Source organism: Pseudomonas sp. NPDC089395 (assembly GCF_044749525.1).
GTDB lineage: Bacteria > Pseudomonadota > Gammaproteobacteria > Pseudomonadales > Pseudomonadaceae > Aquipseudomonas.
Genome location: NZ_JBIVID010000001.1, coordinates 855,205 through 874,766, shown reverse-complemented (window position 1 = coordinate 874,766; position 19,562 = coordinate 855,205). Strand labels below are relative to the sequence as shown.

At 61.8% G+C, this 19,562-nt stretch carries 18 protein-coding genes; 14 read left to right on the top strand and 4 right to left on the bottom strand.

Annotated elements, in window-relative coordinates; translation table 11 throughout:
* Nucleotides 1-273 precede the first annotated feature (273 nt).
* Nucleotides 274-1,623 (top strand): NCS2 family permease, encoded by a 1,350-nt coding sequence (locus ACIPZG_RS04065; protein ID WP_400710448.1) that lies wholly within the window; start codon nucleotides 274-276, stop codon nucleotides 1,621-1,623.
* Between the two features lie 107 nt (nucleotides 1,624-1,730).
* Here the strand turns inward: ACIPZG_RS04065 and ACIPZG_RS04060 are convergent, their stop codons facing one another.
* A complete protein-coding gene (locus ACIPZG_RS04060; RefSeq protein ID WP_400710445.1) occupies nucleotides 1,731-2,504 on the bottom strand; it encodes an RHS repeat-associated core domain-containing protein in 774 nt (257 codons plus the stop codon).
* A gap of 180 nt (nucleotides 2,505-2,684) precedes the next feature.
* A complete protein-coding gene (uraH, locus tag ACIPZG_RS04055; protein ID WP_008091641.1) occupies nucleotides 2,685-3,038 on the bottom strand; it encodes a hydroxyisourate hydrolase in 354 nt (117 codons plus the stop codon).
* Between the two features lie 375 nt (nucleotides 3,039-3,413).
* Between uraH and puuE the strand changes: the two genes are divergently transcribed.
* The 7 genes from puuE to ACIPZG_RS04020 all read left to right on the top strand — a co-directional run bounded on the left by puuE (nucleotide 3,414) and on the right by ACIPZG_RS04020 (nucleotide 10,369).
* Complete coding sequence (gene puuE / locus ACIPZG_RS04050; protein WP_008091642.1) at nucleotides 3,414-4,340, top strand: allantoinase PuuE; 927 nt, start codon at nucleotides 3,414-3,416, stop codon at nucleotides 4,338-4,340.
* Nucleotides 4,340-4,855: a 2-oxo-4-hydroxy-4-carboxy-5-ureidoimidazoline decarboxylase gene (gene uraD / locus ACIPZG_RS04045; RefSeq protein ID WP_400710442.1), complete on the top strand. Its 516-nt coding sequence runs from the start codon at nucleotides 4,340-4,342 to the stop codon at nucleotides 4,853-4,855. The genes puuE and uraD overlap by 1 nt, the downstream gene beginning before the upstream one ends.
* 49 nt (nucleotides 4,856-4,904) lie before the next feature.
* The gene (locus tag ACIPZG_RS04040) at nucleotides 4,905-5,408 is read left to right on the top strand and encodes an ureidoglycolate lyase (RefSeq protein ID WP_008091644.1); all 504 of its coding nucleotides are present in this window, start codon (nucleotides 4,905-4,907) and stop codon (nucleotides 5,406-5,408) included.
* Between the two features lie 43 nt (nucleotides 5,409-5,451).
* Nucleotides 5,452-6,780: a urate hydroxylase PuuD gene (locus ACIPZG_RS04035; RefSeq protein WP_400710439.1), complete on the top strand. Its 1,329-nt coding sequence runs from the start codon at nucleotides 5,452-5,454 to the stop codon at nucleotides 6,778-6,780.
* 172 nt (nucleotides 6,781-6,952) lie between these two features.
* A complete protein-coding gene (locus tag ACIPZG_RS04030; protein WP_008091647.1) occupies nucleotides 6,953-8,308 on the top strand; it encodes a nucleobase:cation symporter-2 family protein in 1,356 nt (451 codons plus the stop codon).
* A 138-nt stretch (nucleotides 8,309-8,446) separates the two neighbouring features.
* Entirely contained in the window at nucleotides 8,447-9,232 is a 786-nt protein-coding gene (locus ACIPZG_RS04025) for an outer membrane protein OmpK (RefSeq protein ID WP_400710436.1), read from the top strand.
* Between the two features lie 354 nt (nucleotides 9,233-9,586).
* A complete protein-coding gene (locus ACIPZG_RS04020; RefSeq protein WP_400710433.1) occupies nucleotides 9,587-10,369 on the top strand; it encodes an outer membrane protein OmpK in 783 nt (260 codons plus the stop codon).
* A gap of 121 nt (nucleotides 10,370-10,490) precedes the next feature.
* Here the strand turns inward: ACIPZG_RS04020 and ACIPZG_RS04015 are convergent, their stop codons facing one another.
* Nucleotides 10,491-11,405: a DUF808 domain-containing protein gene (locus ACIPZG_RS04015; protein WP_400710430.1), complete on the bottom strand. Its 915-nt coding sequence runs from the start codon at nucleotides 11,403-11,405 to the stop codon at nucleotides 10,491-10,493.
* 130 nt (nucleotides 11,406-11,535) lie between these two features.
* Here ACIPZG_RS04015 and ACIPZG_RS04010 point away from each other — a divergent pair, with 130 nt between their 5' ends.
* The gene (locus ACIPZG_RS04010) at nucleotides 11,536-12,147 is read left to right on the top strand and encodes a TetR/AcrR family transcriptional regulator (protein WP_008091651.1); all 612 of its coding nucleotides are present in this window, start codon (nucleotides 11,536-11,538) and stop codon (nucleotides 12,145-12,147) included.
* A gap of 106 nt (nucleotides 12,148-12,253) precedes the next feature.
* On the opposite strand, the gene ACIPZG_RS04005 is transcribed toward ACIPZG_RS04010, so the two are convergent.
* Nucleotides 12,254-12,694: a heme-binding protein gene (locus ACIPZG_RS04005; protein ID WP_400710427.1), complete on the bottom strand. Its 441-nt coding sequence runs from the start codon at nucleotides 12,692-12,694 to the stop codon at nucleotides 12,254-12,256.
* 258 nt (nucleotides 12,695-12,952) lie between these two features.
* Here ACIPZG_RS04005 and gcl point away from each other — a divergent pair, with 258 nt between their 5' ends.
* The 5 genes from gcl (at nucleotide 12,953) to pyk (ending at nucleotide 19,559) form a co-directional block, all read left to right on the top strand.
* Nucleotides 12,953-14,728, top strand: a complete 1,776-nt coding sequence (gene gcl, locus ACIPZG_RS04000) for a glyoxylate carboligase (RefSeq protein WP_400710424.1) — start codon at nucleotides 12,953-12,955, stop codon at nucleotides 14,726-14,728.
* Nucleotides 14,729-14,782: 54 nt separating this feature from the next.
* Nucleotides 14,783-15,565: a hydroxypyruvate isomerase gene (hyi, locus tag ACIPZG_RS03995; protein WP_400710422.1), complete on the top strand. Its 783-nt coding sequence runs from the start codon at nucleotides 14,783-14,785 to the stop codon at nucleotides 15,563-15,565.
* A 180-nt stretch (nucleotides 15,566-15,745) separates the two neighbouring features.
* Nucleotides 15,746-16,639 carry a 2-hydroxy-3-oxopropionate reductase gene (locus ACIPZG_RS03990; RefSeq protein WP_008091658.1) on the top strand — a complete coding sequence of 298 codons (894 nt, stop codon included), beginning with the start codon at nucleotides 15,746-15,748 and terminating at the stop codon, nucleotides 16,637-16,639.
* Between the two features lie 233 nt (nucleotides 16,640-16,872).
* Nucleotides 16,873-18,147, top strand: coding sequence for a glycerate kinase (locus ACIPZG_RS03985; protein ID WP_400710419.1), 1,275 nt, complete (start codon nucleotides 16,873-16,875; stop codon nucleotides 18,145-18,147).
* Complete coding sequence (gene pyk, locus ACIPZG_RS03980; RefSeq protein WP_400641841.1) at nucleotides 18,144-19,559, top strand: pyruvate kinase; 1,416 nt, start codon at nucleotides 18,144-18,146, stop codon at nucleotides 19,557-19,559. The genes ACIPZG_RS03985 and pyk overlap by 4 nt, the downstream gene beginning before the upstream one ends.
* Nucleotides 19,560-19,562 lie beyond the last annotated feature (3 nt).

The window sequence follows — 19,562 nt, the reverse complement described above, 5'->3', positions numbered from 1 at the left end:
GCACGAAGGAAAGTATGGCGCCATTGTACACAGGCTGAGCCGTTTCTGCAGGTAGGCATTTACCTATATAGCCGTTGCACGGCGGATTGTGCGCACAAAATATAAAACATTATTTGCATTCTTTGTACACAAAAGCATAATCCATCGGGCGACATCTTGACCCGCGAGTCAACAAACCGGTCAGACGTCTGCCATCCCCTCGCGGAGCCACCAAGTGCATTGCGCAGGTCACTGGCTCCAAGAACAACAAGAAAGACTTGAGGAGTACTCGCTGTGGAAAGCCGCAAATCCGACGCACCTACGCTGGATCTCGCTCCACCGCTCGAAACGAGTTGGCTGGAACGGATTTTCAAACTCAAGCAACACGGCAGCACTGTCAGAACCGAGATGATCGCCGGGGTGACCACGTTCATCACCATGGCCTACATCATCTTCGTCAACCCCAACATCATGGCCGACGCCGGCATCGACCACGGTGCGGCGTTCGTCGCCACCTGCATCGCCGCCGCCCTCGGCTGCCTGTTGATGGGCCTGTACGCCAACTGGCCAGTGGGCCTGGCACCGGGCATGGGGCTTAACGCCTTCTTCACCTACACCGTGGTCGGCACCATGGGCTACAACTGGGAAACCGCGCTGGGGGCGGTGTTCGTCTCGGGTGTGCTGTTCATGTTCCTGACCTTGTCCAAGGTCCGCGAGTGGCTGCTCAACAGCATCCCGGTGAGCCTTCGGCACGCCATGGGCGCCGGCGTCGGATTGTTTCTCGGACTGATCGGCCTTAAAACTGCGGGCATCATCGTCGACAGCCCGGCCACCCTGATCAAGCTGGGCTCGCTGCATGAGCCAGGCCCTCTGCTGGCGGCAATCTGCTTCCTGCTGATCGCCATCCTCAGCTACAAGCGCGTGTTCGGCGCGATCCTGATCAGCATCATCGGCGTGACCCTGGCTGGCTGGGGCCTGGGCCTGGTCAAGTTCGGCGGGGTGATGTCGATGCCGCCGAGCCTGGCACCGACCTGGATGGCCATGGATGTGGCGGGCGTGTTCAACGTCAGCATGATCAGCGTGGTGCTGGCGTTCCTCTTCGTGCACATGTTCGACACCGCCGGCACCCTGATGGGCGTGGCGCAGCGGGCCAACCTTGTGGCACCTGACGGGCGTATCGAGAACCTGTCGCGGGCGCTGAAGGCCGACAGTGCTTCCAGCGTATTCGGTGCCGTGGTCGGCGTGCCGCCGGTCACCAGCTATGTGGAAAGTGCTGCGGGTGTAGCGGCGGGCGGTCGTACTGGCCTGACGGCAGTGGTGGTCGGCCTGCTGTTCATCGCCGCGATGTTCTTCGCCCCGCTGGCCGGGATGATTCCAGCCTACGCAACGGCCGGTGCGCTGATCTACGTGGCGATGCTGATGATGGGCAGCATGGCGCACATCCACTGGGACGAAGCCACCGACAGCATTCCGGCGATTGTCACAGTCATCATGATGCCGCTGACCTTCTCGGTAGCGGATGGTATTGCCCTGGGCTTCATCAGCTATGTGGCATTGAAGGCGGGTACCGGCAAATACAGGGAAATCTCTGCCAGTCTGTGGGTCCTGTGCGCAATCTTCATTGCGAAGTTCGTCTTCCTCTGACGCCTAGCCTCCGCAAGGGGCGCTTAGGCGCCCCTTGCCAGAACTCAGTGTGCATCGATCACTGCGCGGGCAAGGCGCTTGATGCGCAACCCGCGCCTAATGAAGTGTCAAGAGCCAAAAGCTCGGATGAACTTCGCATCAACACCGAGCTTTTCCAAGACATCATTCAATTCATACAGGTTCTCGAAGCGGGGCTGAAAGTGGCCAGAATGATTATTGAAAGAAATTTGACCACCGTCACCGATGACGATATAGCCTGCGCTGATCACACTCTCGCCAAGACCTTTCGTACCAAACCCACGCCCAGAAAATTCAGCGAGGCTGCCGTGACTTGGCATCGTGAGGTCATCCTTGCTGCTGAACACGACCAACCTGTTCTCTTTGGTGAGTGCAAATTTGTGGTTCCACCCCGGCTCGAGCTGCTCGAAGCCGTTTTTGCTGGTTATCTCCCTGAATAATGTCGTGCTCTGTTTTATTTGCTTATTCGCATAGCCCATCTCTTCGCCCATATTCCGGTATTGATTGTTCGTGAGCCCCTCTTCCCAGGTAAGGGCTTTATAACGACTGGCTGCCTGCTCAACAAAACCCAAAATCTTTCTAGCGGCATGCCTGAAAATGCCATTTTTTCCACTGGGATCCTGCCCGTTGACAGGATCATTCAGGCAGTAGGCATAGGCGTTGATTCCGCCCTTGTTAAAAGGGCTCAAGCCGTCCGGGCTGATAAATCGCATGAGGCGAGGGTTGTATACGCGGTGACCATTTCCGAGCGCATAGCCTTCCAGTGCAGACTGAAAAAACTGACCATTGAAGCCTAATGCGTCGGTCGACGCCGTTTTAGCGCTTCGATAACCATAAGGCGAATACACGTTGCTTGTGCTCATCGGAAGAGCCCTCAGGCGCCACACGAAGTCCAATCTTTCCAAATGAGCCCATGAATGGCTACTGGCAAAAATGTCAGTCGAAGGGCTGATTTCAAATGAAAATACAAAAACACCAGACGAAAAAAAGCCCGCCAGTGTGAGAGCGGGCCAAGGACCTACGAAGATTCTTCTAGCGACCAACTAGCTCCCGCGATAGGTCGAATAGCTGTACGGCGAGATCAGCAGCGGCACGTGGTAGTGCTCCTGCTGCTCGTCGATGCCAAAGCGCAGCACGACAACATCCAGAAACGCCGTATCCGGCAGCTGTACGCCGCGAGCACGGTAATAAGCGCCAGCGCTGAACTGCAGCTGGTAGACGCCAGTACGGTAGTCGTCACCCTGCAGCAGCGGGGCGTCGACGCGGCCATCGCTGTTGGTCAGGGCGGTGTTCACCAGCTCCAGCTGCTGGCCTTCGACGCGATACAGCTCGACCTTGATCGAGCTGCCCGGGCAGCCGTGAGCGGCATCCAGTACGTGTGTGGTCAAACGTCCCATTGCTTGTCGCCTCTTGTTCAATCTGTGGGCAAAAAATACACAGCCATCACCACGGCAAAGGGCCTGCGATGGGCGGGAATGGCGTTATTAAGACATTTAAGCCGCAGATTGTACACAATTTTTTGAGCCCACCCGTCGCAGCCCCTCGCTCACTGCTTTCTGTCGCGAAATCAGGCCCTGTGCAGACCCTCCTGGGATTAGCTGACCAATCAGGCAGGTTTCTTGCAACCCATTCTCAGGCGACAAAAGGGAAGAAATGCGGAAAAACAGGCTTACAAAAGATTTCAGAAGTTGTATACAATCAGCCCATCCGGTGGTGCGACATACCGACGCGGCCCGCCCACCCCGCACTAACACACAAGAAGGAAGACTGCAGTGAGCGCTGACTACCCTCGCGACCTGATCGGTTACGGCAACAACCCTCCTCACCCGCAATGGCCGGGCAACGCTCGCATCGCGCTGTCTTTCGTCCTCAACTACGAAGAAGGCGGCGAACGCAACATCCTGCACGGTGACAAAGAGTCCGAAGCCTTCCTGTCCGAGATGGTCGCTGCCCAGCCACTGCAGGGCCAGCGCAACATGAGCATGGAATCGCTCTACGAATACGGCAGCCGCGCCGGTGTATGGCGCCTGCTCAAGCTGTTCAAGGACAGCGGCGTACCGCTGACCGTGTTCGCCGTGGCCATGGCCGCCCAGCGCCACCCCGACGTAATCCGCGCCATGGTCGAAGCCGGCCACGAGATCTGCAGCCACGGCTACCGCTGGATCGACTACCAGAACATGGACGAGGCCCAGGAGCGCGAGCACATGCTCGAAGCCATCCGCATCCTCACCGAACTGACCGGCGAGCGCCCGCTGGGCTGGTACACCGGCCGCACCGGCCCGAACACCCGCCGCCTGGTGATGGAGGAAGGCAACTTCCTGTATGACAGCGACACCTACGACGACGACCTGCCGTACTGGGAGCCCAACAACCCGACCGGCAAGCCGCACCTGGTGATCCCCTACACCCTGGACACCAACGACATGCGCTTCACCCAGGTCCAGGGCTTCAACTGCGGCGAGCAGTTCTTCCAGTACCTCAAGGACGCTTTCGACGTGCTCTACGCCGAAGGTGCCGAGGCACCGAAAATGCTCTCCATCGGCCTGCACTGCCGCCTGGTCGGCCGCCCGGCCCGTCTGGCCGCTCTCAAGCGCTTCGTCGATTACGCCAAGAGCCACGACCAGGTCTGGTTCGCCCGTCGCGTGGACATCGCCCGCCACTGGCACACCACCCACCCGTACAAGAAAGAGAACGCCTGATGACCGCCTTCAAGTCCCTCAAGCCATCCGCCCTGGACCGTGACGCCTTCGTCAAGGCCTTCGCCGACATCTACGAGCACTCGCCGTGGGTCGCCGAAAAAGCCTATGACCTGGGCCAGCTGGGTGAACTGGACGAGATCGAGGCGCTGCACCAGCGCATGAGCGACATCCTGCTCAGCGCCAACCACGCAGACCAGCTGGCACTGATCAATGCTCACCCGGACCTGGCCGGCAAGGCCGCCATCCAGGGCGAGCTGACCGAATCGAGCACCAACGAGCAGGCCGGCGCCGGTATCCACCAGTGCACCGCCGAAGAGTTCGCCCGTTTCACCGAACTGAACGACGCCTACAAGGCCAAGTTCCAGTTCCCGTTCATCATGGCGGTCAAGGGCAGCAACCGGCACCAGATCCTCGCCGCCTTCGAAAAACGCATCCACAACGACGCCGATGCCGAATTCAAGGAAGCCCTGGCGCAGATCAACCTGATCGCCCTGTTCCGCCTGCTGCAGCTGTAAGCAACAGCCGAACCTTTATCAGTACAACGAACATATAAGAGAGACCCGCATGCGCACCCTGATGATCGAGCCCCTGACCAAAGAAGCCTTCGCCCAATTCGGAGACGTGATCGAAACCGACGGCAGCGATCACTTCATGATCAACAACGGCTCGACCATGCGCTTCCACAAGCTCGCCGCGGTCGAGACCGCCGAGCCTGAGGACAAGGCGATCATCAGCATCTTCCGCGCCGACGCGCAGGACATGCCGCTGACCGTGCGCATGCTGGAACGCCATCCGCTGGGCAGCCAGGCTTTCATCCCGCTGCTCGGCAACCCCTTTCTGATCGTGGTCGCGCCAGTTGGCGATGCACCTGTATCAGGCTTGGTCCGTGCCTTCCGTAGTAATGGCAGGCAGGGCGTCAATTACCATCGCGGCGTCTGGCACCACCCGGTGCTGACGATCGAAAAGCGGGATGATTTCCTGGTGGTTGATCGCAGTGGTTCTGGCAACAACTGCGATGAGCATTACTTCACCGAGGAACAGATGCTGATCCTCAATCCCCACCAATAAGAAAAGGTCAGTCATCTAACGGTGACTGGCAGAGGTACATACTGTGGAAGCACACCTTCACGAATGGCTGAACCTGAGCATTCGCTGGGTTCACATGATCACCGGTGTCGCCTGGATCGGTGCATCGTTCTACTTCGTCTGGCTGGAGAACCACCTGAACCGAAGCAACCCGCGCGATGGGTTGTCGGGTGATCTCTGGGCAATTCACGGCGGTGGTATCTACCACCTGGAGAAATACAAACTCGCACCCCCGAAAATGCCCGAGAACCTGCACTGGTTCAAATGGGAAGCCTACTTCACCTGGATGTCCGGTATCGCCCTGCTGTGCGTGGTGTTCTACTGGAACCCGGCCCTGTACCTGCTGGCACCTGGCAGCACCCTGAGCGGTGCCGAAGGCGTGGCCATCGGTATCGGCTCGCTGATCGCCGGCTGGTTCATCTACGACTTCCTGTGCGACTCGCCCCTGGGCAAGAAGCCAGCGCTGCTCGGCGGTGTACTGTTCGTGCTGATCATCGCCGCCTGCTGGGGCTTCAGCCTAGTGTTCAGCGGCCGTGGTGCGTACCTGCACACTGGCGCGATCATCGGCACCATCATGGTCGGTAACGTGTTCCGCATCATCATGCCGGCCCAGCGCCAGCTGGTGGCGGCGATCGAGAACAACCAGACGCCCGACCCGGTACTGCCGGCCAAAGGCCTGCTGCGCTCGCGTCACAACAACTACTTCACCCTGCCGGTGCTGTTCATCATGATCAGCAACCACTTCCCGAGCACCTACGGTAGCCAGTACAACTGGCTGATCCTGGCCGGTATCGCAGTAGCCGCGGTTCTGATCCGCCACTACTTCAACACCCGCCACGACAGCAACAAGTACGCCTGGACCTTGCCTGTCGGCGCTCTGGCAATGATCTGCCTGGCTTATGTCACCGGCCCCAAGCCGATGGCTGTTGCGCCTGAGCAGGCTGCGGCGAAGGTCGAGTACCAACCGCTGCCGGCAACCGCAGTGGGTGGCAAGACCGCTGCCGAGCAGCGTGCCGAAGACGCCGCCAAGGCCGCCGAAGCGCCTGCCGCACCGGCAGAAGCACCGGCCCAGGCCACTGCGCAAGCAGCTGGCGGCGCCTTCGACAAGATCCACACCGTCATCCAGGAACGCTGCACCGTGTGCCACTCGCAGAAGCCGACCAGCCCACTGTTCAGCGCCGCCCCTGCCGGCGTGATGTTCGACACCCCGCAGCAGATCCAGGCCCAGGCCGCGCGCATTCAAGCGCAAGCGGTCGCCAGCCAGATCATGCCGCTGGGCAACATCACCCAGATGACCGCCGAAGAGCGCAAGCTGGTCGGTGACTGGATCGCCAAAGGCGCGCAGGTCAACTGATACACCTCTCCCACCGGGGCGTCCGCGCGTCCCTGTGGGAGCGGCCTTGCGCCGCGAATGGGCCGGCACTGCCGGCCCAAGTTACAAGAAACACGCAACAAGCAAGCATCGAGCGACCAGGCCTGAGCCTGGCGCTTGGATCCGAGAATAAAAACAAAACTCGAGGTGCTGCATGTCCGAGTCACGCAAGGCGTACATTCCCGTTGCGCCGCCGCGAGAGCCTCTGCCCCTGTTCCAACTGATCCTGGTAGGCCTGCAACACGTTCTGCTGATGTACGGAGGTGCGATTGCCGTGCCTTTGATCATTGGCCAGGCGGCCGGATTGTCCCGTGAAGAAGTCGCTTTCCTGATCAACGCCGACCTGCTGGTCGCCGGCGTCGCCACCATCATCCAGTCGTTCGGTATCGGCCCGGTAGGGATCCGCATGCCGGTGATGATGGGCGCCAGTTTCGCTGCCGTCGGCAGCATGGTGGCCATGGCCGGCATGCCCGGCGTAGGCCTGCAGGGGATCTTCGGCGCGACCATCGCTGCCGGGTTCTTCGGCATGCTGATCGCGCCGTTCATGTCCAAGGTGGTGCGCTTCTTCCCACCGCTGGTCACCGGTACCGTCATCACCTCGATCGGCCTGTCGCTGTTCCCGGTCGCGGTCAACTGGGCCGGCGGCGGGCATGAGGCCGAAGCCTTCGGCTCGCCGATCTACCTGATGGTGGCTGGCCTGGTGCTGGCGGTGATCCTGCTGATCAACCGCTTCATGCGCGGTTTCTGGGTCAACGTCTCGGTGTTGGTGGGCATGGGCCTGGGCTACATCCTGGCCGGCTCCATCGGCATGGTCGACCTGTCTGGCCTGAATGAAGCACCGTGGCTGCAAGTGGTGACCCCACTGCACTTCGGCATGCCGACCTTCAGCCTGGCGCCGATCCTGTCGATGTGCCTGGTGGTGGTGATCATCTTCGTCGAGTCCACAGGCATGTTCCTCGCCTTGGGCAAGGTGACTGATCGTGAAGTGACACCCGGGATGCTGCGTCGTGGCCTGCTGTGCGATGCCGGTGCGTCGTTCATCGCCGGTTTCTTCAACACGTTCACCCACTCCTCCTTTGCCCAGAACATCGGCCTGGTGCAGATGACCGGGGTACGCTGCCGCTTCGTCACCATCGTGGCCGGCGCGCTGCTGATCCTGCTCAGCCTGCTGCCCAAGGCGGCCTTCCTGATCGCCTCGATCCCGCCCGCGGTACTGGGCGGCGCGTCCATCGCCATGTTCGGCATGGTCACCGCCACCGGGATCAAGATCCTCCAGGAAGCCGACATTGGCGACCGTCGCAACCAGCTGCTGGTTGCGGTCAGCGTCGGCTTTGGCCTGATCCCCGTGGTCCGGCCGGAGTTCTTCGCGCAGATGCCGCAGTGGATGGAACCCATCACCCACAGCGGCATCGCCATGGCCACGGTCAGTGCCCTGGTCCTGAACGTGCTGTTCAACATCCTCGGTGGTGCCGACCGCGCCGCACACAACGACGCCTGTCACCAGCATTGAGCCCGACGGGGCGGCACAGGTTGCCGCCCCTGCTCATACCCGAAAACGCTGCACCGTCGGCCCGCCGGAATGGGCCGCCCGGGGCGCCTGCGCGCCAAAAAAACCGCCAACAAAAACAATAAGTCCGGGAATCACAACATGAAGCGCATCGCATCAAGCCTGCTGTTGGGCAGCAGCCTGCTGGCCACCCTCCCCGCCCACGCAGGCGAATGGCTGCTGTGGCATGGCGAAAGCCTGACCTATCTGTACGGCAAAGACTTCAAGGTCAACCCCGACATCCAGCAGACCATCACCTTCGAGCACGCCAACAAATGGAAGTACGGCGACACGTTCATGTTCGTCGACAAGATCTTCTACAACGGCAAGCCCGACCGCAACAAAGGCGTGACCACCTACTACGGTGAGTTCAGCCCGCGCCTTTCGTTCGGCAAGATCCTCGACCAGAAGCTGTCCTTCGGCCCGATCAAGGACGTGCTGCTGGCCATGACCTACGAAAGCGGCGAAGGCGACAACGAGGCCTACCTGATCGGCCCCGGCTTCGACCTGGACATTCCCGGCTTCAACTACTTCACCCTCAATTTCTATGTACGCAACACCGAAGGCAGCCGCCCAGGCGACAACGTCTGGCAGATCACCCCCGGCTGGTCGTACACCCTCCCGGTGGGCAAATCCGACATTCTGATCGACGGTTACATGGACTGGGTGACCGACAACGACGAAACCCGTCGCGGCACCTACCACGCCAACCTGCACTTCAACCCGCAGGTCAAGTACGACCTGGGCAAGGCCCTGAACCTGGGCGCCAAGCAGCTCTACGTGGGCTTTGAGTACAGCTATTGGAAGGACAAGTACGGCATCGACAGCCGCGGCAACCTGGAAAGCAATCAGAGCGTGGCCAGTGCGCTGATCAAGGTGCATTTCTAAAAATCTGACCGATTGCACAAGTTTGATCTACCCTGCTCCAGGATGGAGCACTTGAGGCCGGGCGCGCAAGCCAGTAATCTGCGCGCCCCCTCGATCAGGGCAGGACGGATTCTGCCTGCGTTTACTGACCGCTCAGTCAATGAATTCGGGCGGTTGGCCAACGTGTTGCCAGCCTGAAATACCCATTTTCATCCGTTCAGAACGAGTCGAGCAGGACCGTTGTAGCCAGCCCGGAAAAGTTGGCGCAACTCTTGCCAAACAGCTGTGGCCTATCGAAAAAAGCTGACTCAAAAGACAAGAACAGCGCCTTTACGAGCGCTGACAACAGATCAAAACAAGGGAGCGACTCTCGCAATGCGTACCATCAACAGCCTGATTCTCGCGGGCGGCCTGTTGGCCTGCGGCACCACCTTCGCCGGCGACCTGCTGCAGTGGCAGAACAACAGCCTGACCTACCTCTGGGGCAAGAACTTCAAGGTCAACCCCGAGATCCAGCAGACGGTCACCTTCGAGCACGCCGATGGCTGGAAGTACGGCGACAACTTCTTCTTCGTCGACAAGATCTTCTACAACGGCCAGAAGGACTTCAACAACGGCGACAACACCTACTACGGTGAATTCAGCCCGCGCCTGTCGTTCGGCAAGATCTTCGACCAGAAGCTGGAGTTCGGCCCGGTCAAGGACGTGCTGCTGGCCATGACCTACGAGTTCGGCGAGGGTGACACCGAGTCCTACCTGATCGGCCCTGGCTTCGACCTGGCCATCCCGGGCTTCGACTACTTCCAGCTGAACTTCTACAATCGCACCACCGACGGCAGCCGCGCGGGCGACAACGTCTGGCAGATCACCCCGGTGTGGTCCTACACCATTCCTGTGGGGTCGTCCGACATCCTCATCGACGGTTTCATGGACTGGGTAGTCGACAACGACGAGAACAGCCGCGGTGAATACCACGCCAACCTGCACTTCAACCCGCAGGTCAAGTACGACCTGGGCAAGGCGTTGCACCTGGGCGAGAAGCAGCTGTACGTCGGTTTCGAATACGACTACTGGAAGAACAAGTATGGGATCAAGGATTCCGATGCGTTCACCACCGACCAGAACACTGCAAGCTTCCTGGTCAAGGTTCACTTCTGATCTTTTGGGGCCGCTTTGCGGCCCATCGCCGGCAAGCCGGCTCCCACAGCTATTGCGCAATGCGAGGTACATGTGGGAGCCGGCTTGCCGGCGATCCGGGGCCTCGCCCCGGCCATTCACATCAGGTTGCAGGCTTTACAGCCCGCCACAGCTTCCCAGCCACCGCCACGACCGCCAACACCACGGCACCCGCGACAATCCCCACGCCACCATTGAGCAACGCCCCGGTCAGCGCCCCGCCCCGCCCTGCGCTGAATGCCTCGATGGCGTGATGCAACGGCTCGATCCCGTGCACCAGAATCCCGCCACCGACCAGAAACATCGCCGCGGTGCCGATCACCGACAGGCTCTTCATCATGTACGGCGCTGCACGCAGGATGCCATTACCTACCGCCTGGGCAACTTTCGAAGCCTTCTGGGTCATCCACAACCCCAGGTCATCGAGCTTGACGATGCCCCCCACCAGCCCGTAAACGCCGACGGTCATGATGATGGCGATCCCCGACAGCACGATGATCTGCTGGCTCAGCGGCGCATCCGCCACCGTGCCCAGGGTAATGGCGATGATCTCTGCCGACAGAATGAAGTCGGTGCGCACCGCGCCCTTGATCTTGGTCTTCTCAAAGGCCACCAGGTCGACATTCGGATCGGCCACGGCCTCGGCCCGCACGCTGTGCTCCGCCGCCTCCTCTTGCTTGCTGTGCAAGAACTTGTGCGCCAGCTTCTCAAAGCCTTCGAAGCACAGGTAGGCACCGCCGATCATCAGCAACGGCGTCACCGCCCAGGGGATGAACGCGCTGATCAGCAGCGCTGCCGGTACCAGGATCGCCTTGTTGATGAACGAGCCCTTGGCCACCGCCCAGACCACGGGGATCTCGCGCTCCGCGCGCACGCCGGTGACCTGCTGGGCATTGAGCGCCAGGTCGTCGCCGAGCACGCCTGCGGTCTTCTTCGCCGCCATTTTGGTCATCAGCGAGACGTCGTCGAGTACCGTAGCGATGTCATCGATCAGTACCAGTAGACTGCTGCCTGCCATGTTTGTCGCTTCCCGTTGAATGAATGGGCCGGAGTCTAGCCGAAAGTCGCTGCCTTGAGCGCTTGTCGAAGGCGGTGCTACCATGGCCGGTCACCTTAGAGGTGGCCAGACACGAGGAAGATCCCCGACCATGAGCACCATTCGCGAGCGCAACAAGGAACTGATCCTGCGCGCGGCCAGCGAGGAATTCGCCGACAAGGGCTTCGCTGCCACCAAGACCAGCGATATCGCCGCCAAGGCCGGCCTGCCCAAGCCGAACGTGTACTACTACTTCAAATCCAAGGACAACCTCTACCGCGAGGTCCTGGAGAGCATCATCGCGCCGATCATGCAGGCGTCGACGCCGTTCAATGCCGACGGTGATCCGAAGGAAGTACTGAGTTCCTACATCCGCTCGAAGATCCGCATCTCGCGCGATCTGCCGCATGCCTCGAAGGTGTTCGCCAGCGAGATCATGCATGGTGCGCCGCATTTGTCGCCCAATCAGGTCGAGCAGCTCAACGAACAGGCACGCCACAACATCGAGTGCATCCAGCGCTGGATCGAGCGTGGGCAGATCGCCCATGTCGACCCGCATCACCTGATGTTCAGCATCTGGGCGGCGACCCAGACCTATGCCGATTTCGATTGGCAGATTTCGGTGATCACCGGCAAGGCCAAGTTGGCCGACAGTGATTATGAAGCGGCGGCGGAAACCATCATTCGCCTGGTGCTCAAAGGGTGTGAGCCTGAGGCGGCCTGATAGGGCCTAGGCGCCCTCATCGCCGGCAAGCCGGCTCCCACAGGAGGGCAGTGGTGTCCCTGTGGGAGCCGGCTTGCCGGCGATGAGGCCAGTACAGCCAAAAGCTTTAGGCAGCCACCCCCGCATCCGCCTTCAACCCCACCTCCTCGATCGCACTGATCGCGCACTGCTCGTCAATATCCGACGTATCACCGCTGATCCCCAGCGCACCCAGCACCTTGCCGTCCTGATCACGAATCAGCACGCCACCTGGCGCCGGCACCACCGGCCGTTCACCCAGACCATTCAACGCCGCGAAAAACGCCGGCCGCTGCTGGGCATCCAACGCCAGCAGGCGCGAGCCCTTGCCCAGGGCAATTGCCCCCCAGGCCTTGCCCGTGGCCACTTCCGGCCGAATCAGGCTGGCCCCATCCTCGCGCTGCAGCGCCAGCAGGTGCCCGCCGGCATCCAGCACCGCCACCGTCAACGGTGCGGCGTTGATCTTGCGGCCCGCCGCCAGCGCGGCATTGACCAGGCTGACAGCGACTTTCAGGTTCAAAGCGTTCATGGAAAGGTCCTCTTCTTGTTGTGAGAAGCCCTGAGGGCAGGTGAAAAATCGATTGCACAAATAGAACACAACGCGGAATATTTTTGTATACAATATTTTGAAACGATCGTGCACGATCAGACGAAGCGCAGTTCTTACGGGCGCTCCGACGAAAGCCACCTCCCCCGATGAAAATCCATTGACCTAGCCCGCCAGCCGTGAATACACTCTGGCACAAAGCAAGTTGTATACAATTACAAAATCGATGAGGCACAACCCATGAGCAAAATGAGAGCAATCGATGCAGCCGTTCTGGTCATGCGCCGTGAAGGTGTAGATACCGCGTTCGGCATCCCGGGGGCTGCAATCAACCCGTTGTACTCGGCCCTGAAGAAAGTCGGTGGCATCGATCACGTCCTCGCTCGCCACGTCGAAGGTGCCTCGCACATGGCCGAGGGCTACACCCGCGCCAACCCGGGCAACATCGGCGTGTGCATCGGCACTTCCGGCCCTGCCGGCACCGACATGGTCACCGGCCTGTACAGTGCGTCGGCCGACTCCATTCCAATTCTCTGCATCACTGGCCAAGCCCCGCGTGCCCGCCTGCACAAGGAAGACTTCCAGGCCGTCGACATCACCAGCATCGTCAAGCCGGTCACCAAGTGGGCCACCACGGTTCTGGAACCCGGCCAGGTGCCGTATGCCTTCCAGAAAGCCTTCTATGAAATGCGCACCGGCCGTCCAGGCCCTGTGCTGATCGACCTGCCGTTCGACGTGCAGATGGCCGAGATCGAATTCGACATCGACGCCTACGAGCCGCTGGCGGTGAACAAGCCGTCCGCCACCCGCGTACAGGCCGAAAAAGCCCTGGCCCTGCTCAATGACGCCGAGCGCCCACTGCTGGTAGCCGGTGGCGGCATCATCAACGCCGACGCCAGCGACAAGCTGGTGGAGTTCGCCGAACTGACCGGCGTGCCTGTGATCCCGACCCTGATGGGCTGGGGCACCATCCCTGACGACCACGAGCAAATGGTCGGCATGGTCGGCCTGCAGACCTCGCACCGCTACGGCAACGCCACCCTGCTCAAATCCGACCTGGTGTTCGGTATCGGCAACCGCTGGGCCAACCGCCACACCGGTTCTGTCGATGTCTACACCGAAGGCCGCAAGTTCGTGCACGTCGATATCGAACCGACCCAGATCGGCCGTGTGTTCACCCCGGACCTGGGTATCGTTTCCGATGCCGGCAAGGCGCTGGACGTGTTCCTCGAAGTGGCCCGCGAGTGGAAAGCCGCTGGCAAGCTGAAGTGCCGCAAGGCCTGGCTGGAAGAGTGCCAAGAGCGCAAGGCTACCCTGCAGCGCAAGACCCACTTCGACAACGTGCCGGTCAAGCCGCAGCGCGTGTACGAAGAGATGAACCAGGTCTTCGGCAAGGACACCTGCTACGTCAGCACCATCGGCCTGTCGCAGATCGCCGGCGCGCAGTTCCTGCACGTGTACAAGCCACGTCACTGGATCAACTGCGGCCAGGCCGGCCCGCTGGGCTGGACCATCCCTGCCGCGCTGGGCGTGGTCAAGGCCGACCCGAAACGCAAAGTGGTCGCGCTGTCGGGTGACTACGACTTCCAGTTCATGATCGAAGAGCTGGCGGTGGGCGCGCAGTTCAACCTGCCTTACGTCCACGTGCTGGTGAACAACGCCTACCTGGGCCTGATTCGCCAGGCGCAGCGTGGCTTCGACATGGATTACTGTGTACAACTGGCGTTCGAGAACATCAACTCCACCGATGCCGCCACCTACGGTGTCGACCACGTCGCCGTGGTCGAAGGCCTGGGCTGCAAGGCCATCCGCGTGTTCGAGCCGAACGATATCGCCCCTGCCCTGCTCAAGGCGCAGAAAATGGCCGAAGAGTTCCGCGTACCGGTGGTGGTCGAGGTGATTCTCGAGCGTGTGACCAACATTTCCATGGGCACCGAGATCAACGCGGTCAACGAGTTCGAAGACCTCGCCCTGGTCGGAAACGACGCGCCAACCGCCATCTCGCTGCTCGACTGATCGCCTGACGCCCCCAGGGCTGCTCTGGGGGCCTTCATCGCAAGGAGACAACTCATGCCTCGCTTCGCTGCCAACCTGTCCATGCTGTTCACCGAACAGGACTTCCTGGCCCGCTTCAAGGCTGCTGCCGACGCCGGTTTCAGCGGTGTCGAATACCTGTTCCCCTACGACTTCAGCGCAGCTGAAATCAAGGCCCAGCTCGACGCCCACGGCCTGACCCAGGTGCTGTTCAACCTGCCTGCCGGTGATTGGGCCAAAGGTGAGCGTGGCATCACCTGCCACCCCGACCGCGTCGAAGAGTTCCGCGCCGGTGTCGACAAGGCCATCGAGTACGCCAAGGTGCTGGGCAACACCCAGATCAACGCACTGGCCGGCATTCGCCCGCAAGGCCCGGATTGCGCCACCGTGCGCAAGACCTTTGTCGAGAACCTGCGTTACGCCGCCGACAAGCTGAAGGCTGCCGGTATTCGCCTGGTCATGGAAATGATCAACACCCGCGACATCCCGGGCTTCTACCTGAACACCACCCAGCAGGCCCTGGACATCCAGGCCGAAGTGGGCAGCGACAACCTGTTCCTGCAGTACGACATCTACCACATGCAGATCATGGAAGGTGACCTGGCTCGCACCATGGAAGCCAACCTGAACCTGATCAACCACATCCAGCTGGCCGACAACCCAGGCCGCAACGAGCCAGGCACCGGTGAGATCAACTACCGCTTCCTGTTCGAACACCTGGACCGCATCGGTTACCAGGGTTGGGTGGGCGCGGAGTACAAGCCGCTGACCACTACTGAAGCGGGCCTTGGCTGGCTGAAGACTCATAACGCAATTTAAGAACCCGCGCTGAACCTGTTGTAGGAGCGGCCTTGTGTCGCGAAAGGGCTGCGCAGCAGCCCCGGCAATATTCCAGCGTGGCTGAGATCGTGGGGCCGCTGCGCGCCCCTTTCGCGACGCAAGGCCGCTCCTACAGAGGCCAAGTCGCCTGTTCATACAATTACAAAGAGGTAAGTTCTCATGGCTAAAATCGGATTCCTCGGCACCGGCATCATGGGCAAGCCCATGGCTCAGAACCTGCAGAAAGCAGGTCACAGCATCTTCGTTTCCACCCACCACGACGCCGCCCCGGCTGACCTGATCGCCGCTGGCGCCGTGGCCCTGGCCAACCCGAAAGAGGTTGCCCAGGAAGCCGAATTCATCATCGTCATGGTCCCGGACACCCCGCAGGTCGAAAGCGTGCTGTTCGGTGAGAACGGCGTCGCCGAAGGCGTCGGCCCGAACAAGGTGGTGATCGACATGAGCTCGATCTCGCCGACCGCCACCAAGGCCTTCGCCGAGAAGATCAAGGCCACCGGCGCCGCCTACCTGGACGCCCCGGTGTCCGGTGGCGAAGTCGGTGCCAAGGCCGCGACCCTGAGCATCATGGTCGGTGGCTGCCCGAAAGCCTTCGAGCGCACCCTGCCGCTGTTCGAAGCCATGGGCAAGAACATCACCCGCGTGGGTGGCAACGGCGACGGCCAGACCGCCAAGGTCGCCAACCAGATCATCGTCGCCCTGAACATCCAGGCCGTCGCCGAAGCCCTGCTGTTCGCCGCCAAGAACGGCGCCGACCCGGCCAAGGTACGTGAAGCACTGATGGGCGGCTTCGCCTCGTCGAAGATCCTCGAAGTGCACGCCGAGCGCATGATCAAGGGCACCTTCGACCCAGGCTTCCGCATCAACCTGCACCAGAAGGACCTGAACCTGGCCCTGCAAGGCGCCAAGGAACTGGGCATCAACCTGCCCAACACCTCCAACGCCCAGCAAGTGTTCAACACCTGCCAGGCCCTGGGCGGCGGCAACTGGGACCACTCGGCGCTGATCAAAGGCCTGGAGCACATGGCCAACTTCTCGATCCGCGACGACAAGTGATTTGAAGCATGGGGCTGCTTTGCAGCCCCATCGCCGGCAAGCCGGCTCCCACAAGGACTGCACACCCTCCCCTGTGGGAGCCGGCTTGCCGGCGATGAATTGCACACCGATGAACCTGCGACCACAGGTCCATGGGTGACACCGAGCAACACCCGCCCCTGGTTCGGCCTGCACGGAGGCAGTTCCAGGGGCGTTTTCGATTTTGAGAACAACAAGAATTCTGGGAGCCTGCCATGTCGGTCGATCCGCAAAAACTTCTGGGCGAGCTGTTCGACACAGCCATCGCCGCCGCCCACCCGCGCCAAGTCCTCGAACCCTACCTGCCCGCCGACCGTAGCGGCCGGGTCATCGTCATCGGTGCCGGCAAGGCCGCTGCCGCCATGGCCGAAGTGGTCGAGAAGAGCTGGCAAGGCGAAGTCTCCGGGCTGGTCGTGACCCGCTACGGCCACGGCGCCAACTGCCAGAAGATCGAGGTGGTCGAAGCCGCCCACCCGGTCCCCGATGCCGCCGGCCTGGCCGTGGCCAAGCGCGTGCTGGAGCTGGTCAGCAACCTCGATGAAGACGACCGCGTCATCTTCCTGCTCTCCGGCGGCGGTTCCGCCCTGCTGGCCCTGCCGGCCGAAGGCCTGACCCTGGCCGACAAGCAGCAGATCAACAAGGCCCTGCTCAAGTCCGGCGCCACCATCGGCGAGATGAACTGCGTGCGCAAGCACCTCTCGGCGATCAAGGGCGGGCGCCTGGCCAAGGCCTGCTGGCCGGCCACCGTCTACACCTATGCGATTTCCGATGTCCCGGGCGACCTGGCCACGGTCATCGCCTCCGGCCCCACCGTGGCCGACCCAAGCACTTCGGCCGATGCCCTGGCGATCCTCAAGCGCTACAACATCGAAGCCCCCAAAGCCGTCATCGACTGGCTGAACAACCCCGCCTCGGAAACCGTCAAGCCCAACGACCCGGCCCTGGCCCGCAGCCACTTCCAACTGATCGCCAAGCCCCAGCAGTCGCTTGAGGCCGCGGCCGTCAAGGCGCGCCAGGCAGGCTTCAGCCCACTGATCCTCGGTGACCTGGAAGGCGAATCGCGCGAAGTGGCCAAGGTGCATGCCGGTATCGCCCGGCAGATCGTCCAGCACGGCCAGCCGCTGAAAGCGCCGTGCGTGATCCTGTCCGGTGGCGAAACCACCGTGACCGTGCGCGGCAATGGCCGTGGCGGGCGCAATGCCGAGTTCCTGCTCAGCCTCACCGAAAGCCTCAAGGGCCTGCCGGGCGTGTACGCCCTGGCCGGTGACACCGACGGCATCGACGGCTCGGAAGAGAACGCCGGCGCCTTCATGACGCCAGACAGTTACGCCCGCGCCGAGGCCCTGGGCCTGTCGGCCAGCGACGAGCTGGACAACAACAACGGCTACGGCTACTTCGCAGCGCTCGACGCGCTGATCGTCACCGAACCGACCCGTACCAACGTCAACGACTTCCGCGCCATCCTGATCCTCGAGACTGCCCAATCATGACGCCTGATAAAAAAGTCAAAATCCTCGCGACCCTCGGCCCTGCGATCAACGGCATCGACGACATTCGCCAACTGGTCGAAGCCGGGGTGAACATCTTCCGCCTCAACTTCAGCCACGGCGAGCACGCCGACCACGCCCTGCGCTACCAGTGGATCCGCGAAGTCGAGCAGCAGCTGAACTACCCGCTGGGCATCCTCATGGACCTGCAGGGCCCGAAACTGCGCGTGGGCCGCTTTGCCGAAGGCAAGGTCCAGCTGCAACGCGGCCAGGCCCTGCGCCTGGACCTGGACAAGACCCCGGGCGACAGCCGTCGGGTCAACCTGCCGCATCCGGAAATCATCGCCGCGCTTGAACCCGGCATGGACCTGCTGCTGGACGATGGCAAGCTGCGCCTGCGGGTCACCGCCAAGCACAGCGACGCCATCGACACCGAAGTGCTGGCGGGCGGTGAGCTGTCCGACCGCAAGGGCGTCAACGTGCCCCAGGCGGTACTCGACCTGTCGCCGCTCACTGAAAAAGACCGCCGCGACCTGGCCTTCGGCCTGGAACTGGGCGTGGACTGGGTGGCGCTGTCGTTCGTGCAGCGCCCCGAAGACATCACCGAGGCCCGCCAGCTGATCGGCGACCGCGCCTACCTGATGGCCAAGATCGAGAAGCCATCGGCCGTCGAGCAGCTGCAGGCCATCGCCGAGCTGTCCGACGCGATCATGGTCGCCCGTGGCGACCTGGGCGTGGAAGTGCCGGCCGAAAGCGTGCCGCAGATCCAGAAGCGCATCATCGGCACCTGCCGCCAGCTGGGCAAACCGGTGGTGGTGGCCACGCAGATGCTTGAATCCATGCGTTTCTCGCCAGCGCCGACCCGCGCCGAAGTCACCGACGTGGCCAATGCCGTGGCCGAAGGTGCCGATGCGGTGATGCTGTCGGCCGAGACGGCCTCGGGTGACTATCCGCTGGAAGCGGTGCAGATGATGAGCAAGATCATCCGCCAGGTGGAGAATGGCCCGGATTACCAGGCCCAGCTCGAGGTGGGCCGGCCGAAGGCCGAAGCCACCGTGTCCGATGCCATCAGCTGCGCGATCCGCCGTATCAGCGGCATTCTGCCGGTGGCGGTGCTGGTCAACTACAGCGAGTCGGGCGCCTCGACCCTGCGTGCTGCGCGTGAGCGGCCACGGGCACCGATCCTCAACCTGACGCCGAACCTGAATACCGCTCGCCGCCTGAGTGTGGCCTGGGGTGTGCACTCGGTGGTCAACGACCGCCTGCGCCAGGTGGATGAGGTTGTCTCCACGGCGCTGGAGATCGCCCAGGCCCAGGGCATGGCCAGCCGTGGCGACACGCTGCTGATCACCGCCGGCGTGCCTTTCGGCAAGCCAGGTTCGACTAATACGCTGCGGATCGAGACATTGATCTGAAAT